Raw genomic sequence first — 13180 nt, forward strand, 5'->3', positions numbered from 1 at the left:
CGCCGACGGGGACGCCCTGTCCTGCCCGTCGGCCGTTGCGGCCACAATGGGGGGATGAGCGACAGTCCAGCCCCTCTCGCCGACCCGCATCTCGTCTACGACCCTGTTGCGGGCGACGGCCCCAAGGACGTGGTGATCCTCGGCTCCACCGGCTCGATCGGCACCCAGGCCATCGATCTCGTGCTGCGCAATCCCGACCGGTTCCGGGTCACCGCCCTGTCCGCCAACGGCGGCCGGGTCGCCCTCCTCGCCGAGCAGGCGTACCGGCTGAAGGCACGGACCGTCGCGGTCGCCCGCGAGGACGTCGTACCGGCGCTGCGTGAGGCCCTGACGGCCCAGTACGGCACGGGGGAGCCGCTCCCCGAGATCCTGGCCGGCCCCGACGCGGCCACCCAGGTCGCCGCCTCCGACTGCCACACCGTCCTCAACGGCATCACCGGCTCCATCGGCCTCGCGCCCACCCTCGCCGCCCTGGAGGCGGGCCGCACCCTCGCGCTCGCCAACAAGGAGTCCCTGATCGTCGGCGGCCCGCTGGTCAAGGCGCTCGCCAAGCCCGGGCAGATCATCCCGGTCGACTCCGAGCACGCTGCCCTGTTCCAGGCGCTGGCGTCCGGCTCGCGCGCGGACGTGCGCAAACTCGTGGTGACCGCCTCCGGCGGCCCCTTCCGCGGCCGTACGAAGTCCGAGCTGGCGAACGTGACCGTCGAGGACGCCCTCGCGCACCCCACCTGGGCCATGGGCCCGGTCATCACGATCAACTCCGCGACCCTCGTCAACAAGGGGCTGGAGGTCATCGAGGCGCATCTGCTCTACGACATTTCCTTCGACCGCATTGAGGTGGTCGTGCATCCCCAGTCGTATGTTCACTCGATGGTTGAGTTCACGGACGGATCCACGATCGCCCAGGCGACGCCCCCCGACATGCGCGGACCGATCGCCATCGGCCTCGGCTGGCCGGAGCGCATCCCCGACGCCGCGCCCACGTTCGACTGGAGCAAGGCGTCGACCTGGGAGTTCTTCCCGCTCGACAACGACGCGTTCCCGTCGGTCGACCTGGCCCGTCGGGTGGGTGAGCTCGCGGGCACGGCACCCGCGGTGTTCAATGCGGCCAACGAGGAGTGCGTCGAGGCCTTCCGGGCCGGCGCGCTGCCGTTCAACGGGATCATGGAGACCGTGACACGGGTGGTGGAGGAGCACGGCACGCCCCGTGCGGGAACTTCCCTGACCGTCGCGGACGTCCTCGAAGCGGAGACCTGGGCACGCAGGCGGGCCCGGGAACTGGCTGCACACACGGCGGAGGCCCGTGCATGACGACCCTGATGTTCATCCTCGGCATAGTGCTGTTCGCGGTCGGGCTGCTCGCCTCGATCGCATGGCACGAGCTGGGCCACCTGTCCACGGCCAAGCTGTTCGGCATCCGCGTGCCGCAGTACATGGTCGGCTTCGGCCCGACGATCTGGTCGCGGAAGAAGGGGGACACCGAGTACGGCGTCAAGGCGATCCCGTTCGGCGGCTACATCCGCATGATCGGCATGTTCCCGCCCGGCCCCGACGGCAAGCTGGAGGCCCGCTCCACCTCGCCCTGGCGCGGCATGATCGAGGACGCCCGCTCGGCCGCGTTCGAGGAGCTCAAGCCGGGTGACGAGACCCGCCTCTTCTACACGCGCAAGCCCTGGAAGCGCGTGATCGTGATGTTCGCGGGCCCCTTCATGAACCTGGTCCTCGCGTTTGGCCTGTTCCTCACCGTGCTGATGGGCTTCGGCATACAGCAGCAGACCACCACCGTGAGTTCGGTCTCCCCGTGCGTCATCGCGCAGACCGAGAACCGCGACGAGTGCAAGGCGTCCGACCCCCAGTCCCCGGCCGCGGCCGCGGGCATGAAGGCCGGCGACAAGATCGTCTCCTTCGCCGGGGTCCGGACCGACGACTGGAACACCCTCTCCGACCTCATCCGCGACAGCGCCGGCAAGCAGGTGCCGATCGTCGTCGACCGCAAGGGTGAGCAGGTGACCCTGGAGGCGAAGATCGCCACCAACCGGGTGGTGAAGAAGGACGCCGGCGGAGCCTATGTCGAGGGCGAGTACGTCAAGGCCGGCTTCCTCGGCTTCAGCTCGGCCACCGGCGTCGTCAAACAGGACTTCGGCGACTCGGTCAGCTGGATGACCGACCGGGTCGGCGACGCCGTCGACTCCCTGGTGGCCCTGCCCTCGAAGATCCCCGCCCTGTGGGACGCGGCGTTCGGTGACGGCGAGCGCGAGCCGGACTCCCCGATGGGCATCGTCGGCGCGGCGAGGGTCAGCGGCGAGATCGCGACACTGGACATCCCGGCCTCGCAGCAACTGGCGACGTTCGTCTTCCTGCTGGCCGGCTTCAACCTCTCGCTCTTCCTCTTCAACATGCTCCCGCTGCTGCCGCTCGACGGCGGCCATATCGCGGGCGCCCTGTGGGAGGCGCTGCGCCGCAACCTTGCCAAGGTGCTGCGCCGCCCGGACCCGGGTCCGTTCGACGTGGCGAAGCTCATGCCGGTGGCTTACGTGGTCGCCGGGATCTTCATCTGCTTCACGCTGCTCGTGCTGGTCGCGGACGTCGTTAACCCGGTCAGAATCTCCTAGTCACACGGTGTTCGAGGCGGCCCGGGATCATATATCCCGGGCCGCCTTCCATTGAGTGGGTTTACAGGGCGATGGGGGTCCCCCCGCCGAGTGGGTTCGAGGTGGGGGAGTGCTGGGCTGAGGCCCTGTGCCGTAATCTCGAAGCCTGGAGCCCGCTGCTGACGGGACCGGACCTTGATCCACGACTTGGGGTTGCACAGCAGATGACTGCGATTTCTCTCGGCATGCCGTCCGTTCCGACCAAGCTCGCCGAGCGCCGGCAAAGCCGTCAGATCCAGGTCGGATCCGTGGCGGTCGGCGGGGACGCGCCGGTCTCGGTCCAGTCCATGACGACGACGCGTACGTCGGACATCGGCGCCACCCTCCAGCAGATCGCCGAGCTCACGGCCTCCGGCTGCCAGATCGTGCGGGTGGCGTGCCCCACGCAGGACGACGCCGACGCCCTGGCGACCATCGCCCGCAAGTCCCAGATCCCGGTGATCGCGGACATCCACTTCCAGCCGAAGTACGTCTTCGCGGCCATCGAGGCCGGCTGCGCCGCGGTCCGCGTCAACCCCGGCAACATCAAGCAGTTCGACGACAAGGTCAAGGAGATCGCGCGGGCCGCCAACGACCACGGCACCCCGATCCGCATCGGCGTCAACGCGGGTTCGCTGGACCGGCGCCTGCTCCAGAAGTACGGCAAGGCGACGCCCGAGGCACTGGTCGAGTCGGCCCTGTGGGAGGCGTCGCTCTTCGAGGAGCACGACTTCCGGGACATCAAGATCTCCGTCAAGCACAACGACCCGGTCGTGATGGTCAGGGCCTACCAGCTGCTCGCCGAACAGTGCGACTACCCCCTGCACCTCGGCGTGACCGAGGCGGGCCCGGCGTTCCAGGGCACGATCAAGAGCGCGGTCGCCTTCGGCGCCCTCCTCTCTCAGGGCATCGGTGACACGATCCGCGTCTCCCTCTCCGCGCCGCCCGTGGAGGAGGTCAAGGTCGGCAACCAGATCCTGGAGTCCCTGAACCTCAAGCAGCGCGGCCTGGAGATCGTCTCCTGCCCGTCCTGCGGCCGTGCCCAGGTCGACGTCTACAAGCTGGCCGAGGAGGTCACGGCGGGCCTGACCGGCATGGAGGTCCCGCTCCGCGTCGCCGTCATGGGCTGTGTCGTGAACGGCCCCGGCGAGGCCCGCGAGGCCGACCTCGGCGTCGCCTCCGGCAACGGCAAGGGGCAGATCTTCGTCAAGGGCGAGGTCATCAAGACCGTCCCCGAGTCCAAGATCGTGGAGACCCTCATCGAGGAGGCGATGAAGATCGCCGAGCAGATGGAGGCGGACGGGGTGGCAAGCGGCGAGCCGTCGGTCGCGGTGGCGGGCTGAGAAGGGTTCGCCCCCGCCGCCCCTGCCCGTCCCGTCCCCGGGGGGCTGCCGCCCCCGGACCCCCACTTCGGCCTGACCGGCCCCGTCCTCGAACGCCGGACGGGCTGGTGGTGGGCCGCAGGCCCCCAAGGGGTGCGGGGCAGTTGTCGACATGCGGCTCCGCCGCGTGGGCGCGACCAGCCCCCACTACCCGCAGCCGCGAACCCTCCCAGCGGCCCGAGCCGACAGTCGCCCGGCCCAGCGGCGCAGCCACAGGGCGGCGTGCCTCAGCTTCCACAGGTACAGTGCGGAGACCAGCAGTTCCCCCGGAGGGCCCCCGCACTTGTTGACCCAGACCACCTCACGGGTGCTCGAACCGAGCGACCTGGACGCCGCGCTCGCCGTCCTCGACCGCGAGCCGGTCGCGAACGCCTTCGTGACGTCCCGGGTCCAGATCGCCGGTCTCGACCCCTGGCGCCTCGGCGGCGAGATGTGGGGCTGGTACGAGGGCGGCATGCTCACGTCCCTGTGCTACGCGGGCGCCAACCTCGTCCCGATCTGCGCGACCCCGCGAGCGGTGCGGGCCTTCGCCGACCGGGCCAGGCGCGCGGGCCGGCGCTGCTCCTCCATCGTCGGCCCCGCCGAATCCACCGCCCAGCTGTGGCGCCTGCTGGAACCCGGCTGGGGCCCGGCCCGCGAGGTCCGCGCCCACCAGCCCCTCATGGTCACCGACCGCATGCCGGCCGACATCACCCCTGATCCGTACGTCCGCCGCATCCGCAAGGACGAGATGGACACGATCATGCCGGCCTGCGTGGCGATGTTCACCGAAGAGGTCGGCGTATCGCCCATGGCCGGCGACGGCGGCCTGCTCTACCAGGCCCGCGTCGCCGAACTCGTCGGATCCGGCCGCTCCTTCGCCCGCCTCGACCAGGACGGCAAGGTCGCCTTCAAGGCCGAGATCGGCGCCGCCACCGACCGCGCCTGCCAGATCCAGGGCGTCTGGGTGGCCCCCGAATACCGCGGCCAGGGCCTGGCGGCGCCCGGCATGGCAGCCGTACTGCGCTACGCCCTGGCGGACGTGGCCCCGGTGGTGAGCCTGTACGTCAACGACTTCAACACGGCGGCGAGAAGGACGTACACCAGGGTGGGATTCCAGGAGGTCGGCGCCTTCATGAGCATCCTCTTCTGACCCGGACCCCCCCTGTAGGCTCCCCACATGCGCCTTCCCGGTCACGGACACCGCCTGCGGCCAGACGACATCGTGATCGGCCGCCTTGACCTCTCGGCCCGCGTGGACGAGGCCCTGGCCGTCCAAGCCGTGGCATTCGGCCTCGGTCCCGACGAGGTAGCCGTACGCCGCCAGATCGTCCTGCGCCACATGACCTACCCGGGAGCGAGAGCCCTCGGCGCGACCACCGGCGGCATGCTCGTCGGATTCGTCTACGGCATGCCCAACGACCGCACCCACTGGTGGTCCACCGTCGTCGAGCCGTACCTGCGGGCCCAGGGCCACGACGCCTGGCTCGACGACTCCTTCGTCATCACCGAACTCCACGTCCACCCCGGCTACCAGAACCGGGGCCTCGGCCGCTCCCTGATCACCACGATCACCGACGGCGCCGCCGAACCCCGCTCGATCCTCTCGGCGATCGACGTCGACAGCCCGGCCCGCGGCCTCTACCGCTCCCTCGGCTACCAGGACCTCGCCCGCCAGGTCCTGTTCCCCAGCGCCCCGAAGCCGTACGCCGTGATGGGCGCACCGCTCCCGCTGCGCCGCGGATAGGCGCTGCCCGGCCGCCAATCGATTTCCGCCGCCCCGTACCACCCGGCTAACCTCCTGCCATAACCCAAACCCGGCAGGAGTACGAGAACGATGGCGAACGCACCGGTCCAGCGCATGTCCCAGTTGATGGCCAAGACGCTGCGCGATGACCCGGCGGACGCCGAGGTCCTCAGCCACAAACTGCTCGTCCGGGCCGGCTACGTCCGCCGCACGGCGGCCGGCATCTGGTCCTGGCTGCCCCTCGGCAAGCGGGTCCTCGCCAACGTGGAGCGCATCGTCCGCGAGGAGATGGACGCCATCGGCGCCCAGGAGGTGCTGCTCCCCGCCCTGCTGCCGCGCGAGCCGTACGAGGCGACCGGCCGCTGGGACGAGTACGGCGCCGAGCTGTTCCGCCTCCAGGACCGCAAGGGCGGCGACTACCTGCTCGGCCCGACCCACGAGGAGATCTTCACCCTGCTGGTGAAGGACCAGGCGTCCTCCTACAAGGACCTGCCGGTCATCCTCTACCAGATCCAGCACAAGTACCGCGACGAGGCCCGCCCCCGGGCCGGCATCCTGCGCGGCCGCGAGTTCCTGATGAAGGACTCCTACTCCTTCGACACGGAGGACGAGGGCCTCGCCCGGTCCTACGCCCTGCACCGCCAGGCCTACCAGCGCGTCTTCGAGCGCCTCGGCCTCGACTACCGCATCTGCGCCGCGACCGCCGGTGCGATGGGCGGCTCCAAGTCGGAGGAGTTCCTCGCCCCGGCCGGCGCCGGCGAGGACACCTTCGCGGACTGTCCGAACTGCGACTTCGCGGCCAACACCGAGGCGATCTCGTACGAGCTCAAGGCCGTGGATGCGGCGGACGTACCCGCCCTCGAAGAGATCCCGACCCCCGACACCCCGACCATCGAGACCCTCGCCGCCCACCTCGGCGTCCAGGCCTCCGACACCCTGAAGAACCTCCTCGTCAAGGTCGACGGCGAGATCGTCGCCGTCGGTGTCCCCGGCGACCGCGAGGTCGACATGGACAAGGTCGAGGCGCACTTCGCCCCGGCCGTCGTCGAGATGGTCACCGAGGCGGACTTCGCGGAGAACCGGGAGCTGGTGCGCGGCTACGTCGGCCCGCAGGGCCTGGGGGAGAAGGTCAAGTACCTCGCCGACCCGCGCGTGGCCCCCGGCACCTCCTGGATCACCGGTGCCAACAAGGAGGGCATGCACGCGAAGTACGTCGTCGCGGGCCGTGACTTCGAGGTCGACGAGTACGTCGACGTCGTCGTCGTGCAGGAGGGCGACCCCTGCCCGAACTGCGGCACCGGCCTCAAGCTGGACCGTGCCATCGAGATCGGCCACATCTTCCAGCTGGGCCGCAAGTACGCGGACGCGCTGAAGCTCGACGTTCTCGGCCAGAACGGCAAGCCGGTCCGCGTCACCATGGGCTCCTACGGCATCGGCGTCTCCCGCGCCGTCGCGGCCCTCGCCGAGCAGACCGCCGACGACAAGGGCCTGTGCTGGCCCGCCGAGGTCGCCCCGGCCGACGTGCACGTGGTCGCCGCCGGCAAGGCGCTGCAGACCGAACTCGCCCTCGACGTCTCCGAGAAGCTGTCGGCAGCCGGTCTGCGCGTCCTGTGCGACGACCGGGCGGGTGTCTCGCCGGGCGTGAAGTTCACCGACTCCGAGTTGATCGGCGTACCGCAGATCCTGGTGGCCGGGCGGCGCGCGGCCGAGGGCGTCGTCGAGCTCAAGGACCGCAGGACCGGCGAGCGCGAGGAGCTCACGGTGGACGAGGCGATCGCGCGCCTGACGGCGTAACGGAACCCTTCAGGAAGCTCTCCGTGGGGCCAAAGTGGCCTCACAGGCTTTTCTCGGACCGCTCCCCGACCGTAGGACGTGACACAGCGTCCCTACGGAGGGGAGCGGTCTTGCGTACGGTCTCGCGTACCAGACCGGCGTGATGCAGCCGGACGCCGACATCCGGTCCTTGCTCTGAAACTGGCGGTGAGCGGAACCCCCTGAAGGGGCGCGGGGAACTGCGCGACAAGCCCCCACTCACCCGCAGACAGAACACAACCCCTCAAAGCCACCCGGCAAATTCCAGCAACAACTCGGCATCCTTCGGCCGCCCAACCCGAAGCGCCCGCACCCCGGACTCCACGGCCCGGAACAACGTCCACCCCCGCAACCGCTCCTGATCCACGTCCAGCGACTCCGCCAACCGCTTCACCCGCCGCCGCGTGGTCGCCGCCCCCGAAGGCGAGGCGATCAGGTCCTCCACCCGATCCCGCACGAGCCGAGCCAGATCGAACGCACACTCCCCGACCACCGGATCAGGCCCCACCGCCAGCCACGGCACCCGCTCACCCGCCAGCACCTTGCTCTGCCGAAACGTCCCGTGCAGCAACCGCTGCTCAGGTGGCGCAGCCAACAGCTCCGCGCGTGCAGCGAGCGCGGCATCGACCAGCACCGCAACCTCGGCTTCCGCCGACGCAGTGACCCGCATCGCCTCCGCCTGCCGCCCCGTCCGCTCGGCCACCGTCTCGAAGACATGCGCGTCGTCGCCACCAGGCGGCTCCACCCACAGCCGCCGCAACGTCCCCGCCGCCTCCAGCAACGCCTTCGCCTCCGGCAACGACCGCACCGACAGATCCGGACGCAGCCGCTCCAGCAACAGCACACCCTCGGTCACCAACGGTTCGAGAAGCTGTACGGCGCCCAGGCCACCCCAGTGCGCGAGCGCGGCCCGCTCGCTCTCCGGACGGAACCGGGGCGGGGCCAGCTTGAGCACGGCGGGCGTACTGTCCGCGCGCCGCACCAACACCACCAGGCTGCTGCGCCCGCCGGGCACCTGCACCCGCTCAACGGTCAACTCGCGTAGCGCGACGGCCTGGTGGGCCGCCTCCGGCAGCTTCTCCAACCAGTCGTCACCGTCCGGTGCCGTCTCACCGAGCGCCCTGACCAGACGCTGCGGCGGTTCGAAAGCCATGCGAGAGTCCGTTCCCTTCCCATACTGCCCATATTGCCCGTATTGCCCGTACGGCCCGTACGTGCTCTGCGGTCGGTGTCACGCGCTGGGCGCCACCGATGCCGACGCGGTGCCCGCCCGCTCGGCGAGCCCAGGGAAGGCTACGCTCTCGCCCCGCCAGCGCACCGCCCGCACCGCCGCCTCCCGTACCGCCTCGGCGGCCCGGCCCCGCAGCTCACCCTCGGCTGCCCGCACCAGGTCGCAGTACACCCCGGCCACCCTGTCCTCCAGTTCGGCGGCGAGCAGGACGGCCGCGTCCGAGTCCGGCACCGGGAACGGCAGCGCGTACGCGGCGCTCGCGGCGACCGGCTCGGCGCCCAGATCGCGTACCTCGCGCGCCAGCGCGTCCCGCCGCGCCCGGTGCGCGTCGTACGCCGCGCGCGCTTCCGAACGCCGCTCCGCACGGATCCGGCCGCCGACGACGCCGTACCCGTACACCGAAGCGTGCTCGGCGGCGAGCGCCGCCTGGACAGCCGTCAGTCGCTGCTTCTTCGCCTCGCTCACCTGGCCCCCTCCGTCAGCAGGTACGCGTGCGCCGCTCCGGCCGCCGCCACGGAGGCCAGCAGCCGCGCCAGTTCGCCCGGCAAGTCGAGCAGCGCCTTCGCCCGCCGGTCCGCGAGCGCCCGCTCGGCCGCGGCGAGTTCGGCCACGGCGTCCCGCTCGTTCGAGGGAACGGACCCCGCGGACGACGGGGAGGGCGATGGCGACGCCGTCGCGGCATCCGGCGCCTGGGACGACGTGGAAGAGCCGTCGGACGTGCCGGCGTTTCCGGGGGTGCCGGGGGTTCCCGAAGACCCTCCGCCGAATGCCTCCGCATGGCGTACGGCCTCCGCCCGCAACGGCCCCACCAGCGCCGCCAGCGCCGGATGGACGGCGAGCACCGCGTCGTACCGCTCGACCAGGCCCTCGCTGTCCCGGGCCGCACGCGCGCGTGCCCGCTCGGTGAGCGACAGGCTGCCTCTCGTGCCGCCGGCAGAGTCCCTGGAGTTCTCGGCCCCGGAGGAGCAGCCCACCAGCAGGCCGGCCCCGGCGGCCGAGGCGAGCAGGGTTCTTCTGCGCGGCCCCGAGGGGGAGCGCGGCGGCGGGGGGTACGGCACGGCAGACGTCCTCGGGGAACTCGTACGAAAGCAGTTACGGAAGCAGCCGCGGAACAGCTGCGGAACTCGGCGGGCCGCAGGCCCGTGATCACGGTACCCGCGCAACCGGACGACACCACTCATCGGCGCCGTTCGCATGCAGGTGGACGGCAACACACTCTGCGACCGGATACCCTTTGACCAGACACGCGACCCATCCCACAACAGCACACGCGGCCGAGGAGTCACCCGGATGAGCACCACCCAGAGCGAGAGGCTGCGAGAACTACTGGAACCGCTCGTCAGCTCAGAGGGCCTCGATCTCGAAGAGATCGCAGTGGACTCCGTCGGACGCAAGCGCGTGCTGCGTGTCGTCGTCGACTCCGACACCGGGGCGGACCTGGACCAGATCGCCGATGTGAGCCGTGCGCTCTCGGCGAAGCTCGACGAGACGGACGCGATGGGCGAGGGCGAGTACACCCTTGAGGTCGGCACCCCGGGCGCCGAGCGCCCCCTCAAGGAGCACCGGCACTATGTGCGCGCCGTCGACCGGCTGGTGAAGTTCCAGCTGGCCGAGGGCGGCGAACTGGTGGCCCGCATCCTGAAGGTCGACGACGACGGCCTCGACCTCGAAGTGCCCGGAGTGAAGGGCCGCAAGGCCACCTCCCGCAGACTCGGGTTCACGGACATCGACAAGGCGCGCGTGCAGGTCGAGTTCAACCGCAAGGACAGCAAGAACGAGAAGGAAGAGGAGGCGTAGCCGTGGACATCGACATGAGTGCCCTGCGGGGCTTGGTACGGGAGAAGGAGATCTCCTTCGACCTGTTGGTCGAGGCGATCGAGTCGGCCCTCCTCATCGCCTACCACCGCACCGAGGGAAGCCACCGCCACGCGCGCGTGAAGCTCGACCGGGACTCCGGGCACGTGGTCGTGTGGGCGAAGGAAGACCCCGAGGACCTCGAAGAGGGCCAGGAACCCCGGGAGTTCGACGACACCCCGTCCGACTTCGGCCGTATCGCCGCCACCACCGCCAAGCAGGTCATCCTGCAGCGGCTGCGCGACGCCGAGGACGACGCGACGCTCGGCGAGTACGCCGGCCGCGAGGGCGACATCGTCACCGGCGTGGTCCAGCAGGGCCGCGACCCGAAGAACGTCCTCGTGGACATCGGCAAGCTGGAGGCCATCCTGCCGGTGCAGGAGCAGGTCCCGGGCGAGACGTATCCGCACGGCATGCGGCTCCGCTCGTACGTCGTCCGAGTGGCGAAGGGCGTCCGCGGCCCGTCCGTCACCCTGTCGCGCACGCACCCCAATCTGGTGAAGAAGCTCTTCGCACTGGAGGTGCCGGAGATCGCCGACGGGTCCGTCGAGATCGCCGCCATCGCCCGCGAGGCCGGCCACCGCACCAAGATCGCCGTACGGTCCACCCGTTCCGGTCTGAACGCCAAGGGCGCCTGCATCGGCCCCATGGGCGGCCGGGTGCGCAATGTCATGGGCGAGCTGAACGGCGAGAAGATCGACATCGTCGACTGGTCGGACGACCCGGCCGAGATGGTGGCGAACGCGCTGTCCCCGGCGCGGGTCTCCAAGGTGGAGGTCGTGGACATGGCGGCCCGTTCCGCGCGGGTGACCGTGCCCGACTACCAGCTGTCACTGGCGATCGGCAAGGAAGGGCAGAATGCCCGGCTTGCGGCCCGGCTGACCGGCTGGCGGATCGACATCCGCCCGGACATCGAGCAGGCCGGGGAATAGATCCAAGCCGCAGGCCGCTTAGATCACGTCAGGTTATCGCCCGGCAACTGTTCGAATCCTGCCCCAAAGGGGTGAGGTCGGTACGGGGAGGTAGACTTAAGAGTGTCTGGCCGGACACGCGCCCGCGCATGCCCTGAACGCACCTGTCTGGGGTGTCGGGAGCGAGCGGCCAAGACTGATCTGCTGCGGATCGTGGCGATCAAGGACGAGTGCGTCCCTGATCCAAGCGGTACGCTGCCCGGCCGGGGTGCGTATGTACACCCCGCCCTGGTCTGTCTCGACCAGGCGGTACGCCGCCGGGCGTTCACGCGGGCGTTGCGCGCCCCGGGAGCGCTCGACACAAAGGCGTTGCGCCGGCACGTCGAGCAGAGAACAGTTGCTGATCAGGCAACACCGTAAGAAGCGTTGCGCGGAACCCCCGCGCGGCCCTGGTACCCCGCGAGTTGGAAGTAGGTCGAGATTGCGATGAGCACTCGATGAGCACGCGATGAGTACGCCCATGAAGTAGCGACGGTCCGGACGCAACCGGACCTAAAAGGAGCGAAGTGGCTAAGGTCCGGGTATACGAACTCGCCAAGGAGTTCGGGGTTGAGAGCAAGGTCGTCATGGCCAAGCTCCAAGAACTCGGTGAATTCGTCCGTTCGGCGTCTTCGACCATCGAAGCGCCCGTCGTCCGTAAGCTGACGGACGCCCTCCAGCAGGGCAGCGGAGGCGGCAAGCCCGCCCCCGCCCGCAAGGCTGCCCCGGCACGTCCGGCAGCCCCCTCCCCGGCGCAGGCAGCCCGTCCGGCCGCCCCGCGCCCGCCGGCCCCCAAGCCGGCCGCCGCAGAGAAGCCCGCGGCTCCCGCCGCACCGGCCGCTCCCGGCCCCCGTCCGACCCCGGGTCCGAAGCCCGCGCCGCGGCCCGCCCCGGCGTCCCCGGCTCCGACGACGCCCGAGTTCACGGCACCCCCGGCGGCTCCCGCCGCCCCGGCCGCGTCTCAGGGTCAGGGCTCCGGCCCGCGTCCGGGCGCCCCGCGCCCCGGTGGCCAGGCGCCGCGTCCGGGTGCTCCCCGTCCGGGTGGCCCCGGTCAGGGTGGTCAGGGCCGTGGTGACCGCGGCGACCGTCCCGGCGCTCAGCGTCCGGGTGGCGGGGCCCCGCGTCCCGGTGCCCGTCCGGCCGGTCCCCGTCCGGGCAACAACCCCTTCACCTCCGGTGGCTCCACCGGCATGGCGCGCCCGCAGGCGCCCCGTCCGGGCGGTGCCCCGCGTCCCGGTGGCCCGGGTGGCCCCGGTGAGCGTCCCGGCGGCGCCCCGCGTCCGCAGGGCCAGGGCGGTCCCCGTCCCCAGGGCGCGTCGGGCGGTCCCCGTCCGCAGGCTCCGGGCGGTGCCCGTCCCACCCCGGGCGGCATGCCCCGCCCGCAGGGCGGCGGTCCCCGTCCCGGCGGCGGCCCCCGTCCGAACCCCGGCATGATGCCGCAGCGTCCCGCTGCCGGTCCCCGCCCCGGTGGCGGCGGTCCCGGCGGTCGTGGTCCCGGCGGCGGCGGTCGCGGCCCCGGTGGCGGCGGTCGTCCGGGTGGCGGCGGGGGGGGGGGGGGGCGGGGGCCCGCCCCAAATTAAAAAAAAAACCTGACC

General features: G+C 71.1%; 12 protein-coding genes and 1 pseudogene. 10 read left to right on the plus strand and 3 right to left on the minus strand.

All coding sequences use genetic code 11. The features are described from left to right. The first annotated feature begins 54 nt into the window (after positions 1 to 54). From dxr to POF73_RS41760, 6 genes are all read left to right on the plus strand, one after another. Positions 55 to 1311, plus strand: coding sequence for a 1-deoxy-D-xylulose-5-phosphate reductoisomerase (gene dxr, locus POF73_RS41735; RefSeq protein ID WP_272124632.1), 1257 nt, complete (start codon positions 55 to 57; stop codon positions 1309 to 1311). An 8-nt stretch (positions 1312 to 1319) separates the two neighbouring features. Continuing rightward, positions 1320 to 2612, plus strand: coding sequence for a M50 family metallopeptidase (locus POF73_RS41740; protein ID WP_272124646.1), 1293 nt, complete (start codon positions 1320 to 1322; stop codon positions 2610 to 2612). Between the two features lie 203 nt (positions 2613 to 2815). Then, positions 2816 to 3973, plus strand: coding sequence for a flavodoxin-dependent (E)-4-hydroxy-3-methylbut-2-enyl-diphosphate synthase (gene ispG / locus POF73_RS41745; protein ID WP_272124633.1), 1158 nt, complete (start codon positions 2816 to 2818; stop codon positions 3971 to 3973). A gap of 322 nt (positions 3974 to 4295) precedes the next feature. After that, entirely contained in the window at positions 4296 to 5144 is an 849-nt protein-coding gene (locus POF73_RS41750; protein WP_272124634.1) for a GNAT family N-acetyltransferase, read from the plus strand. Positions 5145 to 5171: 27 nt separating this feature from the next. After that, on the plus strand, positions 5172 to 5738 hold the full coding sequence (locus POF73_RS41755) for a GNAT family N-acetyltransferase (RefSeq protein ID WP_272124635.1): 567 nt from the start codon (positions 5172 to 5174) through the stop codon (positions 5736 to 5738). Between the two features lie 90 nt (positions 5739 to 5828). Further along, positions 5829 to 7532: a proline--tRNA ligase gene (locus POF73_RS41760; protein ID WP_272124636.1), complete on the plus strand. Its 1704-nt coding sequence runs from the start codon at positions 5829 to 5831 to the stop codon at positions 7530 to 7532. Positions 7533 to 7794: 262 nt separating this feature from the next. Here the strand turns inward: POF73_RS41760 and POF73_RS41765 are convergent, their stop codons facing one another. The 3 genes from POF73_RS41765 to POF73_RS41775 all read right to left on the minus strand — a co-directional run bounded on the left by POF73_RS41765 (position 7795) and on the right by POF73_RS41775 (position 9839). Continuing rightward, on the minus strand, positions 7795 to 8703 hold the full coding sequence (locus tag POF73_RS41765) for an aminoglycoside phosphotransferase family protein (RefSeq protein WP_272124637.1): 909 nt from the start codon (positions 8701 to 8703) through the stop codon (positions 7795 to 7797). Between the two features lie 78 nt (positions 8704 to 8781). Beyond that, the gene (locus POF73_RS41770; RefSeq protein ID WP_272124638.1) at positions 8782 to 9246 is read right to left on the minus strand and encodes a ferritin-like domain-containing protein; all 465 of its coding nucleotides are present in this window, start codon (positions 9244 to 9246) and stop codon (positions 8782 to 8784) included. Further along, positions 9243 to 9839, minus strand: coding sequence for a hypothetical protein (locus POF73_RS41775; RefSeq protein WP_272124639.1), 597 nt, complete (start codon positions 9837 to 9839; stop codon positions 9243 to 9245). The genes POF73_RS41770 and POF73_RS41775 overlap by 4 nt, the downstream gene beginning before the upstream one ends. Before the next feature lie 232 nt (positions 9840 to 10071). On the opposite strand from POF73_RS41775, the gene rimP reads away from it, so the two are divergent. The 4 genes and pseudogenes from rimP to POF73_RS41795 all read left to right on the plus strand — a co-directional run. Further along, positions 10072 to 10578, plus strand: coding sequence for a ribosome maturation factor RimP (rimP, locus tag POF73_RS41780; protein ID WP_272124640.1), 507 nt, complete (start codon positions 10072 to 10074; stop codon positions 10576 to 10578). 2 nt (positions 10579 to 10580) lie between these two features. Beyond that, positions 10581 to 11567 (plus strand): transcription termination factor NusA, encoded by a 987-nt coding sequence (nusA, locus tag POF73_RS41785; RefSeq protein ID WP_272124641.1) that lies wholly within the window; start codon positions 10581 to 10583, stop codon positions 11565 to 11567. Between the two features lie 102 nt (positions 11568 to 11669). Then, positions 11670 to 11966, plus strand: a complete 297-nt coding sequence (locus tag POF73_RS41790; protein WP_272124642.1) for a YlxR family protein — start codon at positions 11670 to 11672, stop codon at positions 11964 to 11966. Between the two features lie 146 nt (positions 11967 to 12112). Next, positions 12113 to 13150: pseudogene (locus tag POF73_RS41795) on the plus strand (translation initiation factor IF-2 N-terminal domain-containing protein); the annotation flags it as partial. Positions 13151 to 13180: the final 30 nt, after the last annotated feature.

Origin of the sequence: Streptomyces sp. HD (assembly GCF_028369295.1) — a bacterium.
In the GTDB taxonomy this organism is placed as follows: Bacteria; Actinomycetota; Actinomycetes; order Streptomycetales; family Streptomycetaceae; genus Streptomyces.

What these genes read in the sequence shown, in the direction of transcription:
- dxr (WP_272124632.1), top strand. Translation starts at nt 55, where the DNA reads ATGAGCGACAGTCCAGCCCCTCTCGCCGACCCGCATCTCGTCTACGAC.
- POF73_RS41740 (WP_272124646.1), top strand. Translation starts at nt 1,320, where the DNA reads ATGTTCATCCTCGGCATAGTGCTGTTCGCGGTCGGGCTGCTCGCCTCG.
- ispG (WP_272124633.1), top strand. Translation starts at nt 2,816, where the DNA reads ATGACTGCGATTTCTCTCGGCATGCCGTCCGTTCCGACCAAGCTCGCC.
- POF73_RS41755 (WP_272124635.1), top strand. Translation starts at nt 5,172, where the DNA reads ATGCGCCTTCCCGGTCACGGACACCGCCTGCGGCCAGACGACATCGTG.
- POF73_RS41760 (WP_272124636.1), top strand. Translation starts at nt 5,829, where the DNA reads ATGGCGAACGCACCGGTCCAGCGCATGTCCCAGTTGATGGCCAAGACG.
- POF73_RS41765 (WP_272124637.1), bottom strand. Translation starts at nt 8,703, where the DNA reads ATGGCTTTCGAACCGCCGCAGCGTCTGGTCAGGGCGCTCGGTGAGACG.
- rimP (WP_272124640.1), top strand. Translation starts at nt 10,072, where the DNA reads ATGAGCACCACCCAGAGCGAGAGGCTGCGAGAACTACTGGAACCGCTC.